25 protein-coding genes are annotated in these 22,972 nt (G+C 63.2%); 12 read left to right on the top strand and 13 right to left on the bottom strand.

Features of this window, described 5'->3' with window-relative positions:
* Positions 1–122: 122 nt before the first annotated feature.
* The gene (locus ASD99_RS02175) at positions 123–659 is read right to left on the bottom strand and encodes a hypothetical protein (protein WP_082583119.1); all 537 of its coding nucleotides are present in this window, start codon (positions 657–659) and stop codon (positions 123–125) included.
* A complete protein-coding gene (locus ASD99_RS02170; protein WP_056589618.1) occupies positions 652–1,263 on the bottom strand; it encodes a CGNR zinc finger domain-containing protein in 612 nt (203 codons plus the stop codon). Before ASD99_RS02170 ends, ASD99_RS02175 begins: the two co-directional genes overlap by 8 nt.
* A gap of 151 nt (positions 1,264–1,414) precedes the next feature.
* On the opposite strand from ASD99_RS02170, the gene ASD99_RS02165 reads away from it, so the two are divergent.
* The 5 genes from ASD99_RS02165 to ASD99_RS02145 all read left to right on the top strand — a co-directional run bounded on the left by ASD99_RS02165 (position 1,415) and on the right by ASD99_RS02145 (position 6,147).
* Positions 1,415–2,320, top strand: coding sequence for a branched-chain amino acid ABC transporter permease (locus ASD99_RS02165; protein ID WP_056589616.1), 906 nt, complete (start codon positions 1,415–1,417; stop codon positions 2,318–2,320).
* Positions 2,321–2,508: 188 nt separating this feature from the next.
* Complete coding sequence (locus tag ASD99_RS02160; RefSeq protein WP_056589614.1) at positions 2,509–3,093, top strand: TRAP transporter small permease subunit; 585 nt, start codon at positions 2,509–2,511, stop codon at positions 3,091–3,093.
* Positions 3,093–4,865 carry a TRAP transporter large permease gene (locus ASD99_RS02155; RefSeq protein WP_057142560.1) on the top strand — a complete coding sequence of 591 codons (1,773 nt, stop codon included), beginning with the start codon at positions 3,093–3,095 and terminating at the stop codon, positions 4,863–4,865. Before ASD99_RS02160 ends, ASD99_RS02155 begins: the two co-directional genes overlap by 1 nt.
* A 19-nt stretch (positions 4,866–4,884) precedes the next feature.
* Positions 4,885–5,913 (top strand): zinc-dependent alcohol dehydrogenase family protein, encoded by a 1,029-nt coding sequence (locus tag ASD99_RS02150; protein ID WP_057142689.1) that lies wholly within the window; start codon positions 4,885–4,887, stop codon positions 5,911–5,913.
* 87 nt (positions 5,914–6,000) lie between these two features.
* A complete protein-coding gene (locus ASD99_RS02145; protein WP_244482901.1) occupies positions 6,001–6,147 on the top strand; it encodes a hypothetical protein in 147 nt (48 codons plus the stop codon).
* A 58-nt stretch (positions 6,148–6,205) separates the two neighbouring features.
* Here ASD99_RS02145 and ASD99_RS02140 read toward each other — a convergent pair whose 3' ends face one another.
* Entirely contained in the window at positions 6,206–7,315 is a 1,110-nt protein-coding gene (locus tag ASD99_RS02140; RefSeq protein WP_057142559.1) for a TRAP transporter substrate-binding protein, read from the bottom strand.
* Between the two features lie 267 nt (positions 7,316–7,582).
* Between ASD99_RS02140 and ASD99_RS02135 the strand changes: the two genes are divergently transcribed.
* Positions 7,583–8,356, top strand: a complete 774-nt coding sequence (locus ASD99_RS02135) for a gamma-glutamyl-gamma-aminobutyrate hydrolase family protein (RefSeq protein WP_057142558.1) — start codon at positions 7,583–7,585, stop codon at positions 8,354–8,356.
* A 48-nt stretch (positions 8,357–8,404) separates the two neighbouring features.
* Here the strand turns inward: ASD99_RS02135 and ASD99_RS02130 are convergent, their stop codons facing one another.
* From ASD99_RS02130 to ASD99_RS02105, 6 genes are all read right to left on the bottom strand, one after another.
* Positions 8,405–9,103: an outer membrane protein gene (locus ASD99_RS02130; protein ID WP_082583117.1), complete on the bottom strand. Its 699-nt coding sequence runs from the start codon at positions 9,101–9,103 to the stop codon at positions 8,405–8,407.
* Positions 9,104–9,256: 153 nt separating this feature from the next.
* Positions 9,257–9,640: a hypothetical protein gene (locus tag ASD99_RS02125; protein ID WP_057142688.1), complete on the bottom strand. Its 384-nt coding sequence runs from the start codon at positions 9,638–9,640 to the stop codon at positions 9,257–9,259.
* 153 nt (positions 9,641–9,793) lie between these two features.
* Complete coding sequence (locus ASD99_RS02120) at positions 9,794–10,792, bottom strand: 2-hydroxyacid dehydrogenase (protein WP_057142556.1); 999 nt, start codon at positions 10,790–10,792, stop codon at positions 9,794–9,796.
* Positions 10,789–11,811 (bottom strand): LacI family DNA-binding transcriptional regulator, encoded by a 1,023-nt coding sequence (locus tag ASD99_RS02115; protein ID WP_082525534.1) that lies wholly within the window; start codon positions 11,809–11,811, stop codon positions 10,789–10,791. Before ASD99_RS02115 ends, ASD99_RS02120 begins: the two co-directional genes overlap by 4 nt.
* Positions 11,812–11,888: 77 nt before the next feature.
* On the bottom strand, positions 11,889–12,773 hold the full coding sequence (locus tag ASD99_RS02110; RefSeq protein ID WP_056589594.1) for a DMT family transporter: 885 nt from the start codon (positions 12,771–12,773) through the stop codon (positions 11,889–11,891).
* Between the two features lie 199 nt (positions 12,774–12,972).
* Positions 12,973–13,380 (bottom strand): DUF2000 family protein, encoded by a 408-nt coding sequence (locus tag ASD99_RS02105; RefSeq protein ID WP_057142555.1) that lies wholly within the window; start codon positions 13,378–13,380, stop codon positions 12,973–12,975.
* A 50-nt stretch (positions 13,381–13,430) separates the two neighbouring features.
* Here ASD99_RS02105 and ASD99_RS02100 point away from each other — a divergent pair, with 50 nt between their 5' ends.
* Positions 13,431–14,303, top strand: a complete 873-nt coding sequence (locus tag ASD99_RS02100) for an AraC family transcriptional regulator (RefSeq protein WP_057142687.1) — start codon at positions 13,431–13,433, stop codon at positions 14,301–14,303.
* 24 nt (positions 14,304–14,327) lie between these two features.
* On the opposite strand, the gene ASD99_RS02095 is transcribed toward ASD99_RS02100, so the two are convergent.
* The 3 genes from ASD99_RS02095 to ASD99_RS02090 all read right to left on the bottom strand — a co-directional run bounded on the left by ASD99_RS02095 (position 14,328) and on the right by ASD99_RS02090 (position 15,759).
* The gene (locus ASD99_RS02095; RefSeq protein ID WP_056590127.1) at positions 14,328–14,798 is read right to left on the bottom strand and encodes a MarR family winged helix-turn-helix transcriptional regulator; all 471 of its coding nucleotides are present in this window, start codon (positions 14,796–14,798) and stop codon (positions 14,328–14,330) included.
* A gap of 215 nt (positions 14,799–15,013) precedes the next feature.
* Complete coding sequence (locus ASD99_RS35245) at positions 15,014–15,220, bottom strand: hypothetical protein (protein ID WP_320410749.1); 207 nt, start codon at positions 15,218–15,220, stop codon at positions 15,014–15,016.
* Positions 15,220–15,759, bottom strand: coding sequence for a hypothetical protein (locus tag ASD99_RS02090; RefSeq protein ID WP_320410748.1), 540 nt, complete (start codon positions 15,757–15,759; stop codon positions 15,220–15,222). The genes ASD99_RS35245 and ASD99_RS02090 overlap by 1 nt, the downstream gene beginning before the upstream one ends.
* A 202-nt stretch (positions 15,760–15,961) precedes the next feature.
* Here ASD99_RS02090 and ASD99_RS02085 point away from each other — a divergent pair, with 202 nt between their 5' ends.
* Together ASD99_RS02085 and ASD99_RS02080 are read left to right on the top strand one after the other, a co-directional pair.
* Positions 15,962–17,008: a CobW family GTP-binding protein gene (locus ASD99_RS02085; RefSeq protein WP_057142554.1), complete on the top strand. Its 1,047-nt coding sequence runs from the start codon at positions 15,962–15,964 to the stop codon at positions 17,006–17,008.
* A 250-nt stretch (positions 17,009–17,258) separates the two neighbouring features.
* Entirely contained in the window at positions 17,259–18,233 is a 975-nt protein-coding gene (locus tag ASD99_RS02080; protein ID WP_056590124.1) for a WD40 repeat domain-containing protein, read from the top strand.
* A gap of 8 nt (positions 18,234–18,241) precedes the next feature.
* Here the strand turns inward: ASD99_RS02080 and ASD99_RS02075 are convergent, their stop codons facing one another.
* Positions 18,242–18,694, bottom strand: coding sequence for a hypothetical protein (locus ASD99_RS02075; RefSeq protein WP_056589583.1), 453 nt, complete (start codon positions 18,692–18,694; stop codon positions 18,242–18,244).
* A 158-nt stretch (positions 18,695–18,852) separates the two neighbouring features.
* Between ASD99_RS02075 and ASD99_RS02070 the strand changes: the two genes are divergently transcribed.
* The 3 genes from ASD99_RS02070 (at position 18,853) to ASD99_RS02060 (ending at position 22,971) form a co-directional block, all read left to right on the top strand.
* Positions 18,853–20,232 carry an aspartate aminotransferase family protein gene (locus ASD99_RS02070; protein ID WP_056589580.1) on the top strand — a complete coding sequence of 460 codons (1,380 nt, stop codon included), beginning with the start codon at positions 18,853–18,855 and terminating at the stop codon, positions 20,230–20,232.
* A gap of 32 nt (positions 20,233–20,264) precedes the next feature.
* On the top strand, positions 20,265–21,650 hold the full coding sequence (locus ASD99_RS02065; RefSeq protein WP_057142686.1) for a glutamine synthetase family protein: 1,386 nt from the start codon (positions 20,265–20,267) through the stop codon (positions 21,648–21,650).
* An 85-nt stretch (positions 21,651–21,735) separates the two neighbouring features.
* The gene (locus ASD99_RS02060) at positions 21,736–22,971 is read left to right on the top strand and encodes a putative DNA modification/repair radical SAM protein (RefSeq protein ID WP_056589577.1); all 1,236 of its coding nucleotides are present in this window, start codon (positions 21,736–21,738) and stop codon (positions 22,969–22,971) included.
* Position 22,972 lies beyond the last annotated feature (1 nt).

The following is a 22,972-nucleotide window of genomic DNA, read 5'->3' as shown; positions in this document are numbered from 1 at the left end:
TAGTTACCAGGCAACGCGCAACGAACAGTCCGTGACCATCTCGAAATCGGGTACGAAAGCGATCGGCGGGCATTGTCCAGCGGACGAAAATTTCAGCCGCAGCCAGGGCTGGCAGCGATGCGTCAGCTGCCCTTCGAGCAATCCGGCTTCGGTTCGCCCGGCAGCTTGCCGTCGGGATGGCCTACGAGATCGGGATTGGCGGTATAGAGCTGGTCGATGACCAATGGCCGGTCGGGCAGCACCGACTGGTCCTCCGTCGACATCAGCGTAGTGTCGATCTTCTGCAGAACCGCGCCGTCGGCGCCCTTGATGCTGATGGCAATCGCATAGGGCTTGTTCTTGACGACGCAGGTCAGCGCCGGGCTCTCCAGCGTCACCTTGTCGAGCTTCGGCCACACCTTCTGCTCGACCACCAGAGGCGCGCCGCCAGCGGGATCCTGGAAACTGGCGACCGCGACCTGGCGCTCTCCCATCGGCTGCAGCGGCCGCAGCGTCACCACATAGGTCGCCCTGGCGAGGCGGTAGTTGAAGACGAATATCTTGCCGGAAATCTCGAACAGCTTGCCTTCGGCGTTGCCGGTATCACGACAGGCGCCGAGCGCCACGACGGCAAAGAGTGCCGCGCCGACAACGATCGAAGGGGAAAGACCTCTAAGCATTCTTGACCTCATTTTCCGCCATGCGGCGGCGGCGATAGTGACGACTTGCCTTCTGCCTGTTGCCGCACACCGCCATGTCGCACCAAAGGCGGCTGGAATTGCGGCTTCTGTCGACGAACAGCCAGGTGCAGTTGGGACAGATCCTGAGCCTTGCGACGGTGTCGTCGCGCAGCAGCGACAGCGCGGACACCGCCAGCGCCGCCTCGAAGGCGATCGGCGTCACCGGGTCGCCGAACGGCCTTCCCGGCGCACCGATCTCGGTCCGGCTGCCGGCCAGACCCTCGGCGCAGGCTCTCAGGAACCCCGGCAGATCGGTGGTGACAACCGCGCCCTTCGACACCGCGCCGCGAAATAGCCGGTCCGTCGCCTCGCGGATCGACAGCACGACGGGTGCGATTGTCTCCGGTGACGGTGCAGCCAGCGGCCTGTCGCCAAGCTCGGCGGCGCGAAAGCGGCTCGCGGCATCGGCGAAGCGGGCAATCTCGGACGGATCATCGAAACGGTCGAAGGTCCGCTCCGGATCGCCGCGGAGCACGACGGTGTTCGCCGTGTCGAGCGCAAGCAGGCCGCCGGTGAAGCGGTGCGGGGTCCAGGATACCGTCATGCCATAAATCTAACCTATAAATCGCATTTGACAAGTTAGATTCAGCGATGCAGTTTCTCCACCAGGCGCGGACTCCGCAGCCTTTGTCTTGAGCATGTCGTTGCCCCAAAACTGCTTTGCATTTTTGGGCGACATGCTCCGAGGGTTTCGCATGCTCTACTTCTTCCAGCAGGTCCTGAACGGGCTGCATTCGGGCGCGCTCTATGCGCTGCTCGCCTTCGGCTATGTGCTGACCAACGGCATCCTCCACCGCACCAACCTCGCCTATGGCGCGCTGTTCGCCTTTTGCGGCCAGACGATGATCCTCACCGCGGCCTTCGGCTATCAGGTGCTATGGCTGACGCTGCTTGCGGCGGTGGCGCTCGGCGTCGTCACGGCTTTCCTCTATGCCGCGCTGATCAGCCACGTCCTGTCGCGCAGCGTCTTCGAACCGTTGGCCGACCGTACACCCAACGCCATCGTGGTGACGACGCTGGGCATATTGCTGCTGTTGTCGGAGGCAAGCCGCATCGCCGCCGACACCCATGACCTGTGGCTGCCGCCGATGCTGGCGCAACCCATCGTTTTCGCGCAGGGCGCGACCTTCAAGGCAACGCTCACGCTCATCCAGCTCATCGATTGCGCGGTGGCGCTGGCGGCAATCGCGCTGGCCAGCTGGGCGTTTGCCCGTTCGAGCTTCGGCCGGCTCTGGCGCGCCGTCTCCGACGATCCCAAGGCGGCGGCGATGTGCGGCGTCGACGTGCGCGCGGTGTTCCGGCATGCGGTGCTGTTCGGCGGTTTCTGCGCCGCGCTGGCCGGCGTCATGGCCGGACTCTATTACGGCAATGTCAGCTTCGGCTCGGGCCTCGTCTACGGGTTGAAGATCCTGTTCGTGACGGCGGTCGGCGGCTATCTGTCGCCGCCACGGGCGGCCCTCGGCGCGGCCGCCTTCGGCATGGCCGAATCGCTGTGGGCCGGCTATTTCCCGGTCGAATGGCGCGATGCGTGGATGTATCTGTTCCTGGTCGCCACCCTGGTGCTGATCGGCGCCGGTCGCGACACCGGCAAGATCGCCTGAGCCATCAGACTTTGGTTGCATGACGTCACGGCAAATGTCCCACAGCCGGCGCTCGCATCTATTTGATGGTGTTTTGTTGCTTCCATCCTTGTTGACCCGTCAGTCCACGCGCGGCATACCGTTGGACCACGCGGCGTGACGGACAAGAAGGGGGAAGCCGGCACGCCTCTGCTACAAGGGAGGAATGCATGGCAGGGCTGCTCGCTCTATCCAGAACCATTGATCGCGCGAACGAATTCATCGGCAAATGGATATCGTGGCTGATCCTGCTGGCGATCCTGGTGAGCGCCGCCAACGCCATCATCCGCAAGGTGTTCGACATATCCTCGAACGCCTGGCTCGAGCTGCAGTGGTATCTGTTCGGCGCCGCCTTCATGCTGGCCGCCGCCTATACGCTGAAGCAGAACGAACATATCCGCATCGACATCGTCTACGGCCTGTTTCCACGCCGCGTGCAGCACTGGATCGACCTTTTCGGCCATGTCTTCTTCCTGATGCCGTTCGTGACGCTGATGGTGATCTATTTCGTTCCCTATGTGTCGCTGTCGTTTCGCAGCGGCGAGATGTCCAACAATTCCGGCGGGCTGATCATCTGGCCGGCCAAGGCCATCCTGCTCGTCGGCTTTTTCCTGCTCGCGCTGCAGGGCATTTCCGAAATCATCAAGAAGATCGCCATCATGCGCGGCGACATGGACGATCCCAATCCGTTCATATCGGCACATGAGCAGGCCGAGCTCGAAGCCAAGGCACTGGCCGACGAGGTGCGCTCGTGATGGAGTTCATCGCGCAGAACATGGCGCCGGTCATGTTCGCCTCGCTGATCATCTTCCTGCTGATCGGCTATCCCGTCGCCTTTTCGCTGGCCGCCAACGGCTTGATGTTCTTCTTCATCGGCGTGCTCCTGTCGCCGTATTCCGGCGGATCGATCAACCTCGCCTGGCCGCTCCTGCACGCATTGCCGGATAATTTCTACGGCAGCCGGGTGATGTCGAACGACACGCTGCTGGCCATTCCGTTCTTCACCTTCATGGGCATCGTGCTCGAACGATCGGGTATGGCTGAAGACCTGCTCGACACGATCGGCCAGCTGTTCGGTCCGATCCGGGGCGGCCTCGCCTACGCAGTGATCTTCGTCGGCGCGCTTTTGGCGGCAACCACCGGCGTGGTGGCGGCTTCCGTCATCGCCATGGGCCTGATCTCGCTGCCGATCATGCTGCGCTATGGCTACGACCGCCGGCTGGCATCCGGGGTCATTGCCGCCTCGGGCACGCTTGCCCAGATCATCCCGCCCTCGCTGGTGCTGATCGTGCTTGCCGACCAACTCGGCCGCTCGGTCGGCGACATGTATGCCGGAGCGCTGATTCCCGGTCTCGTCCTGACCGGCCTCTACGCGCTCTACATCCTGATCGTTTCGATCTTCTGGCCAAAAATGGCGCCGGCGCTGCCCCTGGAAGCGCGCACGCTCGGCCATGGCGTGGTGTCCCTGCTGGTGGCCTTGGCGGTCACGGTTGCTGCCTCCTACGCGGCGTATCGCTATCTGGCGCCGGCGCATGGCGACAATGCCGACATTCTCGGCGCCACTGCCGGGGTGCTCTTCATCTACATCGTGGCCATCGCCGACAAGCGCCTGAACGTCAACATGATGTCCAGGCTCGCGCAGCAGGTGATCATCGTGCTGATCCCGCCGCTGGCGCTGATCTTCCTGGTGCTGGGCACCATCTTCCTCGGCATCGCCACCCCGACCGAAGGCGGCGCCATGGGCTCCGTCGGTGCCTTGATCATGGCGGCGGCAAAGGGCCGGCTGTCGCTGGACGTGGTCAAGCAGGCCCTGACCGCGACGACGAGGCTGTCGTCCTTCGTGCTGTTCATCCTGATCGGCGCGCGGGTGTTCTCGCTGACTTTTTACGGCGTCAACGGCCACATCTGGGTCGAACACCTGCTGACCTCGCTGCCGGGCGGCGAAGTCGGCTTCCTGATCGGCGTCAATCTGCTCGTCTTCTTCCTCGCCTTCTTCCTCGACTTCTTCGAGCTGGCATTCATCATCGTGCCGCTGCTGGCGCCGGCCGCCGACAAGCTCGGTATCGACCTGATCTGGTTCGGCGTGCTTCTGGGCGTCAACATGCAAACCAGCTTCATGCATCCGCCGTTCGGCTTCGCGCTGTTCTACTTGCGTTCGGTGGCCGCCCGCGTGCCCTATCTCGACCGCCTCACCGGCAAGCAGATCGCGCCGGTCACCACCGGGCAGATCTATTGGGGCGCGGTGCCCTTCGTCTGTATCCAGGTGATCATGATCGGGCTGACCATCGCCTTCCCGCAAATGGTGATGCACTACAAGGGAACGACCGTCGATCCGGGCACCATCGACTACAAGGTGCCGGAAGTACCCGGCCTGTCGCCGCTCGGCACGCAGCCGGCCGGCGGCGGCGCGGCACCGGCCGCTCCCGCCGCCCCCGATCTGTCGCAGCCGCCTAGCTTCGGTGACGCACCGCCGGCCCAACCGGCAGCGCCACAGCCGGACCTGTCGCAACCGCCAAGCTTCAATTGAAACCGGCATGGTGACGATGATGAAAGCAGTGCGGCTTGAAGCGGTGGGCAGCATCGTGCTGCGCGAAGTCGACAAGCCTGACATCGGGCCGGACGAGCTTCTGGTGCGGATCGAGGCCTGCGGTGTCTGCGGCACGGACCGGCATCTGTTTCACGGTGAATTTCCGTGCACGCCGCCGGTGACGCCCGGCCATGAATTCTCCGGCATCGTCGAAGCGATCGGAGCATCCGTCTCTGGTTTTGCCGTCGGCGATCGCGTCACCGGCGACCCCAACATCGCCTGCGGGCGTTGCGCACATTGTCATGCCGGGCGGGTCAACCTCTGCAGCAATTTGCGGGCCATCGGCATTCATCGCGACGGCGGCTTTGCCGACTATCTTGCCTTGCCGCAGAAGCAGGCTTTTGTCCTGCCTGCCGACCTGAAGCCGACACATGGCGCCTTCTGCGAGCCGCTCGGCTGTTGCCTGCATGGCGTGGACCTTGCCGGGATCAAACCGGGCAGCTCGGTGGTCGTGCTTGGCGGCGGCGTGATCGGCCTGCTCACCGTACAACTGGCAAAACTGGCCGGGGCCACGACCATCGTGCTGTCGACCAGGCAAGCCTCGAGGCGCGCCCTTGCTAGGGATTTCGGCGCGACAGCGACGGTCGATCCGACCGCCGCCGATGTCATCGATGCCATCGCCGGGCCAGCCGGCCTGATGCCAGGTGGTGCCGACGTCGTCTTCGAATGCGCAGGCGTGCGAGAGACCGTCGAGCAGTCCATGCGGCTGGCCCGCGCCGGTGGCACGGTCGTCATCGTCGGCGTGACGCCGCAAGGCATGAAAGCGGAATTCGAGCCCTTCGACTTGCTGTTCCGGGAACTGAAGGTGCTCGGCTCCTTCCTCAATCCCTACACCCATCGCCGCGCCGCCGAACTCATTGCAGCAGGTGCAATCGAGATCGACAGGCTGATCTCGAGGCAGGTGCCGCTCGAGGACGCGGCGGCAGTGATCGCCAATCCGCCGGCACCAGGCGAGGTCAAGGTGCTGGTGGTGCCGCGCCGGGACTGAGCTGCCCGGGCCGTCATCTGACCTTGTGCGCATGCCTGCTATCCTGGCGGCTTTCACATCGGCTTCTTCGTTGGCGAACCGGACATCGTGCATGCAAAACAGGCCGAGCTTGCCGATGCGGGCCTCGCGCCGGGCGAGGTGCAAGAGCTGACGCGCGGCGGCGTCAGTTCGACGACCTTCTACTGTCATGCGCCGGGTGGAATGCTGATCGAGGTCAGCTCCTCGCTAGCCTGAAAAGAATGACCCCGGGCAAGCAGGCCCGGGGTCTTTTCAAATGAAGGCGATAGGCCGACTACAGTTTGCCGTTGCGTTGCTGCACCATCATGAAGGTGTCGTAATTGTATTCTGCCACCTGCGCCCAGAGATAATGCTCCTTGCGGAAGCCCTTGATCGACTCCCAGATCTTCTTGAACGGGGCGTTGGAGGCTTCCATTTCAGCATAGACGTCGTTGGCCTTTTCGAAACAGGCGGCCATGATCTCCTGGCTGAACGGACGCAGTTTGGCGCCGCCGGCCACCAGCCGCTTCACCGCCGCAGGGTTCAAATAGTCGTATTTCTGCAGCATGTTGGCGTCGGCCGCTTGTGCCGCGGTGCGCAGCAGCGACTTGTACGCCGGCGAAAGCTCGTCGTATTTTGCCTTGTTGAACATCAGATGGACGGTCGGACCGCCTTCCCACCAGCCGGGATAGTAGTAATAGGGCGCGACCTTGTAGAAGCCGAGCTTCTCGTCGTCATAGGGGCCGACCCATTCGGCGGCGTCGATGGTGCCTTTTTCCAGCGCCGGATAGATATCGCCGCCGGCGATCTGCTGCGGCACGACGCCGAGCTTCTGCACCACCTTGCCGGCAAAACCGCCGATGCGCATCTTGAGGCCGGAGAGGTCGGCAACCGTGTTGATTTCCTTGCGGAACCAGCCGCCCATCTGCACGCCGGTGTTGCCGCCCGGCAGGCCAAAAAGGCCCTGCGTGGCGAGAAACTCGTTGAACAGGTCGATGCCGCCGCCATGGTAGTGCCAGGCATTCATACCGCGCGCGTTGAGCGAAAAGGGAACCGCTGCACCGAGCGCCCATGTCGGGTCCTTGCCCCAGTAATAATATGCCACCGTGTGGCAGGCCTCGACCGTACCGGCCGTGGTGGCGTCGGCGGCCTGCAGGCCTGGCACCAGCTCGCCGGCGGCGAAGACCTGGACTTGGAAATTGCCGTCGGTGGCTTCCGACAGCATCTTGGAGAACACCTCGGCGCCGCCGTAGATGGTGTCGAGCGACTTCGGGAAGGACGACGCCAGCCGCCACGTCACCTTAGGATTGGACTGGGCTATTGCGGGCGCCGCCAGCGTGGCCGCCGCCGCCGCGGCGCCGACGCCGGTGACACCGGCCTTGCGAATGAATGAACGACGATCCATGCAGTTCCTCCCTTTTGGATCAAACAGACCGAGACTCGGGAACATCCTCGATATCCCGGCTCAGTCTGGGGCAAAACAATACACAGGCAAGAAGTCGAGTCCAGCACGCCGGCCCGATTTGACGGCGAAGCCCAGCTGCCCTGCAACTATAGTCTAACAGGCCTTTTCGTGGCCCATGCCCACGCTGAAACTTGGCATGGAAAAATAACCAGGGATCGCCTATTTTAGAGGCAGGACATCCCTGCCCAGATGGAACACAGAGCCAAAATGCATCAGCCGCTCGTCGCCATATCGACCGACGTCCGTCAGTTCGACAACTACACCTGGCATGCCGCCCCGCAGCAATATCTGGAAGCGGCAGTTACCGGCGCCGGCGTGTTCCCGCTGCTGGTGCCATCGTTCGGCGACCGGCTCGACTTCGACGAACTTCTGTCGTCGGTCGACGGCGTCATGGTCACGGGCTCGAAATCCAATGTGCATCCTTCGCTCTATGGCGGCGACGCCAGCGAAGCCAATGGCCCCTATGACCCGGCGCGCGACGCCACGACGCTGCCGCTGATCCGCCGGGCGATCGAGCGCGGCGTGCCGCTGCTCGCCATCTGCCGCGGCATCCAGGAATTGAACGTGGCGCTCGGCGGCACGCTGGGCACCGAGATCCAGGAGCGCGAGGGTTCGCTCGATCACCGTGCGCCGGTGAGCGACAATCAAGACGAACGCTTCGCCATCCATCAAACCGTTTCGATCAAGCCCGACAGTTGTCTGGCCGGCGTGTTCGGTGCCGGCGAGATCAAGGTCAATTCGGTACATCGCCAGGCGATCGACCGGCTCGGCCCGAAGCTGCAGATTGAGGCGGTCGCCACCGACGGCACGGTCGAAGCGGTTTCGGTGCGCGACTCCCGCGCCTTCGCCGTCGGCGTGCAATGGCATCCGGAATATTGGGTCAAGTCGGACAGCAACTCGATGAAAATATTCCGTGCCTTCGGCGATGCTGTAAGAGGCCACGCCTTGGCCCGCCAAGCGGCGCGCACGGCGGCAGAGTAGAGACTATCGGGATCCGGCCCTTGGCGCGGATCCCTCGATCACCCCAAATCAGAACTTGTAACTGACGCCGACGCGGACAGCCTGGGTGGTCACGTCGGTGGGATAGAGGTAGCCGCTGTCGGTCGCCGGATTGTCGGTGAATGTGCCGAAATCGCTGTAGCGATACTCGACACGGGTCGTCCAATTTTGCGCGAAGGCATATTCGATACCGGCGCCCACAGTCCAACCTGCCTTTGTGTTGGACGAGTTATCCGTCGTGGTGCCGTCGTCATATTTTGTGTCGAAGTGAGCGACGGCCAGACCGCCCGTGGCGTACAAGAGGGCAGGTCCCGTCGCATAGCCAAGACGTGCGCGCAGCGAACCCTGAACGTCGATCTTGGTTTTGATGTTGCCGGCATATGCCGAATCCACGGAGCCGCTCGCTCCCGAGGCTTCGAGATCGGCTTCGACGCCCACAACGATCGAATTGAAGGCCTGATTGTAGCCGGCGTGGATACCGCCGATCACCCCGTCGGACTTCCACGAGTCAGCCCAGTCGGAATTGCCGTCGTCGATGTTGGCATCGTGGCTATCGACGTGCCCCCAATTGTATCCAAGCTGCGCGCCAACATAGTAGCCACTCCATTCGTAAGCCACCGGAGCTTCGACAAGCGCGTCCGCAGCGAAAGCGCCACCCGAAAGGGCGACAAGAATGGTGGATGCGAGAAGGATGGATTTCACGTTACGCCCCCGGTTGAATAGCGGCATAACGGTCTATCTTCTGCTCTATTACAAGATGCTAAAATATCGCGGCGCTGTTTTTACAATTGGCGTGGCAGAACGGCCACTCCAACTGGCTGGCTGAACCGCCACGGCGGTGCGATACCTGCCCCTTGCAGCGGCAGAATAGGCCACTGGGCATTAATAGCTATTCAGCGACAGCAACGGTAGCGCCGGGGCATAGGATTCGTAGCCGTCGCCATCGGCAACCGCGAAAGTGACGATTGGATCGGTGCCATTGGCGCTGAAGGCGACAGTGCCGTCGTTTTGCTCGCGCCAGAACCTCGCCTGCTCTATGCCCGGCAAGAGCCGGCGGCATTTCGGAGCAACGGTGAGCAGCGACAAACCGTTCGAAATTTCGGCCCCCCGGCTGACTGCACAGGCCGCCTCATCGCCATTGGCGACCAGCCTGTAGCTGTTGGGTGGGGCGGCCTCGTTGGCCACGCTTTCCCCGCTGCCTAGATGAAACAGCTGAACGCCGCCAAACAGCGCCGCGGCAGCGATCAATGCGGAAAGTGCTTTCATCATTCTTCATCCACGCACACGGACAGGATGAAGAATGATTCCAAAGGGTTAAGCTGACGTTAATAAGTGTGGCGGCCAGCCGATCAGCATCATTCTCTGTGTTGACGCAATTCCCAAGGGAAAGCGCTTCGCGCTTTTCCCGGGAAAACCGCTCTACACTTTTCCTGGAATTGCTTTGGCCTTCACATGCGCCGTCTCGGGCACCGGCGTCAGCGGCCGGCGCTCGGTGAACCACGACACCAGATTGTCGACGCACAGATCCGCCATGGCGCGGCGCGTGTGGTCAGATGCCGAGCCGACATGCGGCAGCAGCGACGTGTTCGGCGCGTCGAGCAGCGCCTTGGGCACGTTCGGTTCGTCGGCAAAGACATCGAGGCCGGCAGCGGCGATGGTGCCGTTGGCAAGCGCCGCCGCAAGCGCTGCCTCATCGACCGTGCTGCCGCGGCCGATATTGACGAAGACGCCGCTGGCGCCGAGCGCCGACAGGATTTCGGCGTTGACCGCCTTCTCCGTCGAGGCGCCGCCCGGCGCCACCGAAATCAGCGTGTCGACGGCTTCGGCAAGCCCTTTCAGGGTCGGGTGGTACCGATAGGAAAGGCCTTCGACACGGCGCCGGTTGTGATAGGCGACCGGCAGGCCGAAGGCTTCGAGACGCCGGGCGACGGCTTGCCCGATGCGACCCATGCCAAAGATACCGACCTCGCGCCCGCGCAAGGTCAGCCGGCTTAGCGGATAGTTGCCCTTGCGCACCCAACTGCCGTCGCGCAGCCAGGTTTCGGCACGCGGCAGGTCGCGGATGGTGTTGATCAGCAGCCCGATGGCGGTGTCGGCGACCTCCTCGGTCAACACATCAGGCGTGTTGGTGACCATGATGTTCTTCGCCGCCGCATGGCCGACATCGACCGAATCATAGCCGACGCCGAAGGAGGCGATGAGTTCGAGATTGGGCAGTGCATCCATCATCGCCGCGTTGATGCCGGCAAACGAAGCGATGCCACGCACCTTGCTGCGCATCTCTTCGGTGACGAGGGACGGATCGGCGCGTTCGATCGGGACAGGCCTGAATGTGTGGTTGATGCGGTCGACCGCATGATCGTTGAAATCGCCCGGCACCAGAATGGCGACGGTCTGCAGCTGTTCGGCCTTGGTCATGCACGCTCCACCGGCTTGCCGGTCGACTGACGCACGTGCAGTTCCGGCTTGATCAATTCTTGCGAAGGCCGCACCGTCTGCCCGTTGAGCTTGTCGAGCAGCGCGCTGGCGGCGCGGCGGCCGACCTCGCGCTGGCCGTTCCAGACGGTGGTCAGCGCCGGCGTCGCGATCGCCGCCTCTTCGAGATCGTCATAGCCGGTGACGGAGATATCGACGCCCGGCACCAGGCCGGCACGGGCAATGCCGTTCATCAGGCCGATGGCGACGAGGTCGTTCCAGCAGCAGGCCGCCGTCGGCCTGTCCTTCAGCGCCAGGAACTGTCCGGCGGCCTCGAAGCCGGCCTGCTTGGTGCGCGGGCCGGCGATGCGCCAGGACGGCCTGACTTCCAGCCCGGCCGCCTCCATGGCGTTGACATAGCCCTGGTAGCGGTCGCGACCGGTCGAGGTTTGGTCGGTGCCGCCGATCATGGCGATGCGCTTGTGGCCGAGCGAGATCAGATGATTGGTGGCGAGGCCTGTTCCATAAGAGTCGTCGCCACGAAAGACCGGCACGTCGGCGCCCTCGACGGTACGCGCGATCAGCACCGCCGGCAGGCCGTTCTCCTCGGCCATCACGATGTCGGAAGCCGGTGTGCCGATGGCCGGCGACATGATGACGCCGTCGGCGCCGAGCTGCAAAAGCGTGTCGATGAAAGTGCGCTGCTTTTCGAGCTGATCATAATGGTTGGACAGGATGAAGGTCTGCCGGCTGCGGTCGAGCTCGCTTTCGATCGAGCGCAGGATCTCGGCGAAGAACGGGTTCATGATGTCGTGGACGACGACGCCGACAATGCCCGAACGCGAGGTGCGCAGGCTGGCCGCGCGGCGGTTGTAGATATAGCCGATGGCGCGGGCATGTTCCTTGATGCGGTCGCGCGTCGAGCCGGCAACCAGCGGGCTGTCGCGCAGCGCCAGTGACACGGTGGCCGTGGACACGCCGAGCGCATCCGCGATCGTCGAAAGCTTGATTTTCTGTGCCAGCGCCTTGCGCCCCCCGGACCTGAATTTCCTGACCTAAACTGTTTAAAGGCGGCGTTATGCCATCGATCGAGTGCAAATCAAAGTTTTTTTGCCAGCGCTTCCGCTTCGACATCCGAGGCGGCGCGGCTCTGCAGCCGAAGCCGGTGCTCGCGATGGACGATGTAGAGGCCGCTTGCGACAATGATGGCGGCGCCGAGCAGCGTCCAGCGGTCGGGAAACTGCTTGAAGACGATCCAGCCGGAAATGATCATCCACACCATCTGCGAATAGGGATAGGGCGCTAAGGCGGTGGTCGTCGCCAGCCGGTAGGCCTGGACCAGCAGCCAGTGACCGACGCCGCCGAACACGCCGAGCATGAGCAGCACGAACCAGTGCCAGCCGTCATGCGGCAGGGAAAACGAAAATGGCAGCAAGGGCAACAGCAGCAGCGCCGGCGCCAGCGCCGAAAACAGGATGAGGCTCTCCGACGTCTCGGTCGCCGACATGCGGCGCGTCATGATGACGTAGAAGCAGTTCGACAACATCGAGCCGAGCGCGAACAGGTGCCCGACGCCGAAAACGCCGACGCCTGGCCGGGTAATGATGAGGACACCGGCAAAGGCCGCCAGGATCGCCAGCCAGCGCCGCCAGCCCGCCCACTCGCCGAGCAGCGGGCCGGCCAGCGCCGTGATCACCATCGGCCCGAAGAAATAGATCGAAGTGGTCTCGGCCAGTTGCAGGGAGCGCAGTGCCAGGATGTTGAAGATGGTCGAGCCGAACAGGAACAGGCCGCGCAGGACATGCGCCGGCAGGTTGACCGGGCGAAACCGCACCGGCTGGCGCCAGCCGCGCAGCAGCGTGCCGACCAGCACGACATGCACGGCAAAGCGCACCCAGGCAACGATCAGCACGGAAACCCCGGCAAGGACGAGATACTTGCTGCTGGTGTCGAGGAAGGTGAAGAAGACATAGGTGGAAAGCATGCACAGGATCGCCACCGGGGGCGTCGCGCTTTCTAGATGTCTTTGCGGAGCACTCACTTGCAGGCCGGGTGGGAAGCTGGACTGAAGCTCACCTTTGCGAGAATTGCCGGCTGCCGGCAAGCCAATTGTCGCCTGCCGCGACACCAAAGCCGGCTGGCATAACAAGAGCCCCGGCAGGCTTGGTCCATGCTTCGGAAAACTAGGCGTGCATGCGAGCGCCCTTGGTGATCTTGTCGACCAGCTTCTTGTCGACGCGAAGCGCGATACCGACCACCTTGGCGTCTTCAGGCGCGAATTCGCCGAAGACGGATCGGTTGGCCGCGTCCAAGCCGGTCGCGAACATCTCCTCGACATAGAGCGAGGTGGTTACGCCGCGCTCCAGAGTGCGCCGATGGATGGTGCCCAGTGTTGCCTGGTCGGCGGACAAAACGATGACCGGCTGGATCGACAGCGGGTTGTACAGATTGCCGGCGCGGTCGCGATAGGGCTCGCCGATGATGTCCGGAAACTGGGCCACGATGCCGCTGGTCAGAAAGGCCGTGACGTTGAGTTTCTGCCAGACCGGCAGATCCTCCCTGAGCACGATTGCAAATTTCGTATCGAACATGAGACATTGACCATTTGAGCTTGTGCCCCAATGCGAGGCTGAAGGAGACGATGTCGCACGATCTAGACAGCCAGGCCTTCAGGGGTCTTGGACGTTTGTGCGTCGGTGCGGCGGAAAACTGCATCATTTCCGCCCCCGATCCCGCCGGCATGGAGCGGATCGAGGCGCGCTTCCGTGGCAGCGCGTTCGCGCTGCATCGCCACGACACCTATTCGATCGGGGTGACACTGCACGGGGTGCAGACGTTTCGCTATCTTGGTGCTGCGCGCTACAGCCTGCCCGGTCAGATCATCGTGCTGCATCCCGACGAGTTGCATGACGGCGGCGCGGGTACCGAGGACGGCCTGCGCTACAGGATGCTCTACCTGGAGCCGTCACTGATGCTCGACTGCCTTGGCGGCGCTTCGCTGCCTTTTGTCAGGGATGGCGTGGTGACGGACGCCGCTTTCTGCGCGACGCTGCTTTCTGCGCTGGGGCCGCTGGAGCAGGAACTCGACGAGTTGTTCGTCGACGACTTCCTGACGCAACTGATGCAAAGCCTGACACGGCATGCCGGCCAACCGGCAAAGCCGATGACCAGGACGGCGTGGCGAGCGGCTGCACTTGCGCGCGACTATCTCACGGAAAACCTGACCCGACCGGTGCGCTCCGGCGAACTGGAAGCGGTAACCGGGCTCGACCGCTACGCCTTGTCACGGCATTTCCGCGCCGCTTTCTCGACCAGCCCACATCGCTTCCTGGTGATGCGCGCGCTTCAGCGCGCACGGCGCATGATTGCCGCTGGCGAACCTTTGGCGCAGATCGCGGTCGAAGCCGGCTTCAGCGACCAGAGCCATTTTATCAGGCAATTCAAGAAGGCGTTCGGTATGACGCCGGGGCGCTGGTCGTCGCTGGTTCATGGATTCACTGCGACGGCGGCCTGATCGCCTGCCGCGACGATCGGCTGATCAGTCGTCCGACTCGGCGTCGTCGTCGATGAGCACCAGTTCCTCGTTCGAGAGGTTGGCCTCGATGCGGGCAAGCAGCTTGAACAGCGCCTTCTGGTCCTTCTTGTCGAGGCCCTTCAGTGCCTGCTTCTCTGTCTTCTTAACCGATTTCTCGATGGCGTGGATGATGTCGCGGCCGGTGTCGGTGAGGAAGATGTGCGCCTGGCGAGCATCAGCCGACGAGGCGCGTTTTTCCAGGAAACCCTGGGCCTGCAGCCGGTTGATGGTCTTGGTGATGGTGGGCGGGCGCACACCGAGGCGACCGGCAAGATTGCCAGGCGTCTGGCCGTCCTCGCGGTCGAGCGCCAGCATGATCTGGTCCTGGCCGGCATAGAAGCCGTGCGCCAGGAGCCGTGCCGCCAGCGCGGTTCTTGCCAGCCTTGCCACCGAATGCAGCCGGCTCATTGTCGCAGTCTTGTCCGCCTTGGCCATGGTCATCCCTCTTCGGCCGTACCGGTGCGGGCAGCATAGAGACAGCCGGCCGGTTGGCAATCGACGATCAAAAAGATTCCGGAGCTTCAAACAGCTTTGCCGGCAAGCATTGTGGTGTCCGCCGTGGCTAATGCCAGATGTTTATTTCAGTTAGATGACAAACGAGTTTTCGCGGCCGGAGTTCTTGCCGCAAGCAGGGGCTGAGGGAATGCCGCTCAGCCGGGCTTCTTCGCGACGATCATCAGCGCCTGATAGGCATCCTCCACCTCGCGCAGTGCGGCTTGCGATTGCGGTCCGGCCTGCCTGGCGATGCCGTCGCTGGCATTGGAGGTATCGCGCTTGCCGGGCCGGTCATTGTAGGGTGCGACCGTGGCGAAGATCTGCTCGCTGAGGCTGTCGGGGAAGAACAACTGGCCGGTCATCACCGAACTGTCGTCAGGGAAGACCTTGAAATGGATATGGGTGGTGCGGCCGCGATACCAGCCGGGATAGATGGTAGCGAAGGAAACGATGCCGCTTGCGTCGGTCCTTTGCCAACCACGCAGGAAGGTTTGGCCGACGTGTCGACGTCCCGGCCGTCACCTTGTCCCGGATAGCCGGAATAGGCACCTTGCGCGTCGCAATGCCAGATGTCGACACGAGCGCCGGCAACCGGGCGGCAGCCCGCGTCGACGACCTGCAGCCGGACGTCAAGGGCAATACCCTTCTTGCCTTCGGTGACATCGGCACGTTCGAGTTTCGGGTCGAAATAGAACGGTCCCTCGGTCACTTCAAGCGTAATGGTGCAGACACCAGCGCCGTTTTCGAACAGGGCCAGTCCGGCATAGAGCGAGGCCTGGGTAGCCGAAGATTGGGCGGCCATTGCCGAGGCCGGCAGGAAGGCACCACCTCCGGCCGTGACCGCGATCAAACCAAGCGCCTGGCGTCGGCTCAATGAGAAGGAGGATGGCTTGCCGGACATATCTTGCCTCTCGAATTGGCCTCCCGCGTCCTGATCTAGGCGGTCGCAGCGGCTCTCGCCAGTCTAAATTCGGTAATGTCGGCAAGCCTGTTTGGCCCATCGGTTTGCCCCGTGCAAAAGCCCGGCACACATCCTATATGGAACCGACAATCCCTTTTTCGAGGGCCGGATTTTTCGCGGCCCAGCACCTTCGAGGCAAGCCATGAGCGACGCACAGACGCAGATCCCCGTAACCGTTCTCACCGGCTATCTCGGCGCCGGCAAGACGACACTGCTCAACCGCATCCTGTCGGAAAGCCACGGCAAGCGCTACGCCGTCATCGTCAACGAGTTCGGCGAAATCGGCATCGACAATGATCTGATCGTGGAATCCGACGAGGAAATCTACGAGATGAACAATGGCTGCGTCTGCTGCACGGTGCGCGGCGACCTGATCCGTGTCGTCGAGGGCCTGATGCGCCGGCCAGGGCGCTTCGACGCCATCGTCGTCGAGACCACCGGGCTCGCCGATCCCGTGCCGGTGGCGCAGACCTTCTTCATGGACGACGACGTGCGCTCCAAGACCAGGCTTGACGCGGTGGTGGCGCTGGTCGACGCCAAGCACCTGCCACTGCGGCTCAAGGATTCCAAGGAAGCCGAGGACCAGATCGCCTTCGCCGATGTCGTCGTACTCAACAAGACCGACCTCGTCACCCCCGAAGAGCTCGCCAAGGTCGAGGCGACGATCCGCGCCATCAATCCGGCGGCGAAGATCCATCGCACGACACGCGCCGGCGTCGCCTTGTCCGAAGTCCTCGATCGCGGCGCATTCGACCTGTCCCGAGCGCTGGAAAACGATCCGGATTTTCTCGAGGCGCATGACGACCATGACCATGACGGCCACGATCATCATCACCACGATCATGACGGGCATGACCACCACCATCACGCACATGCTTCCGACATCCATGATGTGACGGTGCAGTCGGTGTCGCTGCGCGGCGGCGAGATGGACCCGAAGAAATTCTTCCCGTGGATCGAGAAGATCACCCAGATGGAAGGCCCCAACATCCTGCGGCTCAAGGGCATCATCGCGCTCAAGGGTGATGACGAGCGCTACGTCATACAGGGCGTGCACATGATCATCGAAGGCGACCACCAGCGCGCCTGGAAGGACGGCGAGAAGCATGAGAGCCGGCTGGTGTTCATCGGCCGCGAGCTGGATGCCGAACGGCTGAAGAAGAGCTTCGACGCCTGCCAGGTGGCTTGATTTCCAAGCCTTATAACGCTAGCGCTGCCCCTTCTGTCCTTCTCCCCTTGTGGGAGAAGGTGGCTGAGCGAAGCTCGGTCGGATGAGGGGTGATCCAGCTTGGCACCGACGGCACTCCGTCCAACACCCTCATTCGTCTCGGCGCTGCGCGCCGATCCACCTTCTCCCACAAGGGGAGAAGGTTGGCGCCACACCTGGCCGCGCTGGCGACTTCTCGGGGATGGCAGCAAACTTCATTGGAATGGTTCTGATGCCCACAGTCGCCCCCCTAGACCTCGAAGGCCATTGCGTCGCCGCCGTCTTCCTCGGCGACGTGCCGCATTTCGCGCTGGCTGACGGCGCGATCCATCGGCTCGACCATGGTCACAAGACGGTTCAGGCCAATGACGGGCTGCTCGCCGCCTTCCACGATGCGGCCAACGACCGGCTCATCACCGGCGGCGAGGACGGCAAGGTGTTTGCTGTGAAGGCGGGCGGCGAAGCCACCGAACTGACCAGTGCCGGAAAGAAGTGGATCACCAGCGTCGCCGCAGGACCGCAAGGCGCGATCGCCTATGCGACGGGCAAGACCGCCTTCGTGCGCTTCGCCGACGGCAAGACCAGGGAATTCGTTCATCCGCGTTCGGTGGAAGGGCTGGCGTTCTCGCCCAAGGGCATGCGCTTCGGTGTCGCCCGCTACAATGGCGCGACACTGCATTTCCCGGCCGCCGAGGGCAAGCCGGTGGAGCTCGAATGGGCCGGCGCCCACACCGGCATCACCTTCTCGCCCGACGGCGCCTTCCTCGTCACCACGATGCAGGAGAACGCGCTGCATGGCTGGAAGCTCGCCGACGGCAAGCACATGCGCATGACCGGTTATCCCGGCAAGGTCAAAAGCCTGTCGTGGAGCGTGAAGGGCAAGTGGCTGGCGAGTTCCGGCGCGCCGGCGGCGATCGTCTGGCCGTTTTCAGGCAAGGACGGGCCGATGGGCAAGGCACCACTGGAACTCGGCACGCGCGGCAACGCCATGGTGACGGCAGTCGCCTGTCACCCCAGCCAGGATGTCGTCGCCGTCGGCTATGATGACGGCATGGTGATGGCGGTGCGCTTTGCCGACGCCAAGGAAGTGCTGTTGCGGCGGCCGGGCAAGGGCGCCATCACCTCGATGATGTGGGACAAGGAAGAGCGCCGCGTCGCCTTTGGCAGTGCCGCTGGCGACTGCGGCGTCATCGACATTTCGGCGTAGTTCAGGACTTATTCAGCCCCGCACGACACCTTGCCCGTCAACTCTTTCGGCTTGCCATCCGTTTCCACGTCGGCGGCATTGTCATAAACGGCAAGTGTGTACTGCCCGTCATAGATCCCTTCGTCGCTGGCCTTGGTCAGGATCGTCAGTTCGACGGAATTGAATGTGTTTGCCACCTCGTACTCGCGGTAGATGTTCAGCCGCAGATCCTTGCCGTCCAGCCAGTACTGGGTCAGGTTGGAATCCTCGAACGTCGTCTTGCGCAGATGATCGTCAACTGACCTCGCCTTGATTTCGAGATCGCCGCGAAAGTTGAAGGTCGGGCCGCCCATGCCCCTGGTGACGCCGGCGCCGACGTCGAATGCCACCGCCGTATCGTCGACGTTGCACCAGATGCCGCCTGAGGCGAAGGCGGCGCTGGCCGACGACAGAAGCATTGTCACACAGATAATCGTCCTCATTTTTGCTGTCCCCACCTCAATTCCCGCTCATATTGGCGCTGACTTCGGCAGCACGGTCAAGCGCCGCTGCCAATGGCTGAGCCAACGCAGGATGGACGCGCGGCCAATTGCGGATGCGGACACGGATTGGCTAAGAGGGATCGACCAGAGGGGTTTTCATGCACAGCGATACTTCCAAGACGTCCATCGGCGGCATCGGTCGCGACCGCATTGCCGAGTTGCGCGAAACCGAGGGGGCAGCCTTCCGCAAGGCGCGGCCAAAGTCGCAAGCCAAGGCCGGCAACGGCCTGCCCGGCTTCTTCGGCGGCGTGCCTATGCACTGGATGAACGACTGGCCGACGCCCTTTCCGATCCTGGTCGACAGCGCCAAAGGCGCGACCATCACCGACATCGACGGGATCAGGCTTGACGATTTCTGCCTTGGCGACACCGGCTCGATGTTCGGCCATTCGCCGCCGCCGGTGGCGCGCGCCATCCGCCGCCAGGCCGGACGCGGCCTGACCTATATGCTGCCTTCGGAAGATGCGCTCGCCATCGGGCCGCTGCTGCAGCAGCGCTTCGGCCTGCCGTTCTGGCAGATCGCGACGACGGCGACCGACGCCAACCGCTTTGCGCTGCGCGTGGCCCGCGCCGTTACCGGCCGGGAGAAAATCCTCGTCTTCAATGGCTGCTATCACGGCTCGGTCGACGAGACGATGGTGCGGCTTATCGACGGCGAGCCCGTCAACCGGCCGGGATTGGCCGGCGAGTTCCGCGACCTGACCCGTACGGCCAAGGTGATCGAGTTCAACGACATTGCCGCGCTGGAAGCCGCGCTCAGGGACAAGGATGTGGCTTGCGTCATTGCCGAACCGGTGCTGACCAATTCCTGCATGGTGCTGGCCGATCCGGGCTACCATGACGCGCTGCGCAGACTGACGCGGGCGGCCGGCACACTGCTTCTGATCGACGAGACGCATACGATCTCGACCGGCCCCGGCGGCTACACGAGGAAGTATGGTCTCGACCCGGATTTCTTCGTCCTGGGCAAGCCGATTGCCGGGGGTGTGCCGGCAAGTGTGTGGGGCATGAGCGACGACGTCGCCTCGCGCTACGCAGACTACAACAGGACCAAGCAGCCGGGCTATTCCGGCATGGGCACGACGCTGTCGGCCAACCCGCTACAGTTCGCTGCGATGCGGGCCACGCTTGAAGAGGTGATGACCCAGGAAAATTATGACCGGATGGATCGTCTGGCGCGGCGGCTCGATGCCGGGCTGTCCGGCGTGATCGACCGCTATCGCTTGCCCTGGCATGTTTCCCGTGTCGGCGCTCGTGTCGAGTTCATCTGTGCGCCCGGTCCGCTGCGCAATGGCGCTGAGGCGGAAGTGGCGCATGCGCCGGAATTGGAGGCAGCCATCCATGTCGCGCTGGTCAATCGGGGCGTGCTGATCGCACCCTTCCACAACATGATGCTGATCTCGCCGGCGACGTCAGGTGCCCAGGTCAACCGGCTGATCACCGCTTTCGGCGCGGTTGCGGCAAAGCTTGCGGCATGAGACAAGCGGCAATGGACCATCCCAATGCCATAATGACCTCACCTTCGGGCTCGACACCCGCCGAGGCGCAAGCCTTTCTCGATGCCCATCCCGAGATAGAAGCCTTCGATATCGTGCTGACCGACGCCAATGGCGTCGGCCGGGGCAAGATCGTGCGCAGGCATGAGCTGAAAAGCATCTTCGAGGGCGGCCGCCATATGCCGATCTCGATCCTCGGCCTCGACATCACCGGCGAGGATGTGCACGAGACCGGGCTGATCTGGACGACTGGCGACGGTGACCTAAGGGCATGGCCGATTCCCGGCACGCTGGTGCCGCTCTACGGCACAAATCCGCCGCGTGGCCAGTTGCTGATGGCGATGTACATGCTCGACGGCCGGCCGATGTCGTCGGATCCGCGGCTGGCGCTTGCGAGGCAAGTCGATATCCTGGCGGCCAAGGGTCTCTATCCGGCTGGCGCCTTCGAACTTGAGTTCTTCCTGCTGGCAAATGAGCGGGACGCCGACGGCAAGGTGCAGCCGGCGCGCGCCGTGCTCGATGGCCGCGTATCGGGCAAGACCGAAGTCTATTCCGTCGATCATCTGCACGGCATGGAGCCGTTGTTCTCCGACATCTATGCGGCAGCCAAGGCGCAGGGCATTCCGGCCGAGACAGTGATTTCCGAATATGCGCCCGGCCAGTACGAATTGACGCTGAACTACCGCAAGGATGTGATGCGGGCGGCCGACGATCTGGTTATGCTGAAGCGGCTGGTGCGGGCGCAGGCGCGCCGCCACGGCGTCACCGCCTGTTTCATGGCCAAGCCGATCGAGAAGTATGCCGGCTCGGGCATGCATTTCCACGTCTCGCTGCAGGACAAGGCAGGCCGAAACGTCTTTGCGGAGGCCGGCGGCGAGAGCTGGTCGCTGCCGTTGCTGCAGGGGCTCGGCGGTCTCATCCAGACGATGGCGGAATCGATGCTGGTGTTTGCACCGCACGCCAATTCCTGGCGGCGCTTCGTCTCGCAATCCTATGCGCCGGTGGCGCCGACCTGGGGCGTCAACAACCGCTCGGTGGCGCTGCGCGTGCCGGCGGGCGACGCCAAGAACCGGCGCATCGAGCATCGCCCATCTGGCGTCGACGCCAACCCCTATCTGATCGCCGCGACCGTGCTGGCCGGCATTATCAAAGGCCTGGATGAAGGTCTCGACCCCGGCCCGGAAACCACCGGCAACGGCTATGAGGCGGCTGTCACGCGCACGACGATGCCTGTCGACTGGCGCGCCGCGATCGAAGCCGCGCGGACCTCCACCTTCCTGAAGAACGCGCTCGGCGAGGACCTGCACCGGACCTTCGTGGCGATCAAGCAATCCGAGTACCTGCGTGTTGCACGCACGGTCAGTGAACTGGATTACCACCTCTATCTGCACGAGGTTTGATGGTTCATGATGGGCGGCGATCACTTTTTCGCCGCCTCCATCAAATGAGGTGGCGTGCCTCTCGCTTAGAACATATCATGAACATATGAGTGCACTCACCGTCCGTGAAAAGCTGGCGATTCTGTCCGACGCCGCCAAATACGATGCCTCCTGCGCCTCTTCCGGTGCGGCGAAAAAGGATTCGCTGAAATCCGGCGGCATCGGCTCGACCGAGGGCATGGGCATATGCCATTCCTATGCGCCCGACGGTCGCTGCATTTCGCTGCTGAAGATCCTGCTGACCAATTTCTGCATCTACGATTGCAGCTATTGCATCAATCGCTCTTCCTCGAATGTACGGCGCGCCCGTTTCACCGTCGACGAGGTGGTGAAGCTGACCATGGATTTCTACCGGCGCAACTACATCGAGGGCCTGTTCCTGTCTTCGGGCGTCATCCGCTCACCGGACGAGACCATGGGCGACATGGTCGAGGTGGCCCGGCGATTGCGGCTGGAGGAGAAATTCTCCGGCTATATCCATCTGAAGACAATCCCGGAAAGTTCGGCGGAACTGGTCGAGAAGGCAGGGCTTTATGCCGACCGGCTGTCGATCAATGTCGAGCTGCCGACCGACGAGGCCGTAAAGCGGCTGGCGCCGGAAAAGAAGCCGGAAACGATCCGGCTTTCCATGGCCAGGCTGCGCCAGAAAATGGAGGAGAAGGCCGAGCCGACACTGAGGACCAAAAAGCGCGAACGCTTTGCGCCGGGCGGACAATCGACGCAAATGATCATTGGCGCCGACAAGACCTCCGACGACGGCATACTGCACACCAGCGCGCGGCTCTATGGCAGCTATCATCTGCGGCGCGTCTACTACTCGGCCTTCAGCCCGATCCCGGATTCGTCGTCGTCCCTGCCGTTGCAGAAACCGCCGCTGATGCGCGAGCACCGGCTTTATCAAGCCGACTGGCTGATGCGCTTCTACGGATTTTCACAGCCGGAGATCCTCGCCGGCAGCGGCGACGGCATGCTCGACCTCGCCATAGATCCAAAGCTGGCCTGGGCCCTGCGCAACCGGGGGCAGTTTCCGGTCGACATCAACCGCGCCGACCGCGAAGCACTGCTGCGCGTTCCGGGTCTCGGCACCAAGGTGATCGCCAAAATCCTGGAGACCCGCCGCCATCGGCGCATGCGGCTGGAAGATGTCGGGCGCCTCTGCCAATCGATCGTCAAGCTCAGGCCCTTCATCATTGCCGAAGGCTGGTCGCCAGGCGCGCTCACCGACAAGGCCGGCTTGCGCGACAAGATCGTGCATCCTTGCGAACAACTGTCGCTGTTTTGAC

The organism is Mesorhizobium sp. Root695, from assembly GCF_001428185.1.
In the GTDB taxonomy this organism is placed as follows: Bacteria; Pseudomonadota; Alphaproteobacteria; order Rhizobiales; family Rhizobiaceae; genus Mesorhizobium.
Note: the sequence above shows the minus strand (reverse complement) of the source record. Positions and strands in the feature narration are given on the sequence as shown.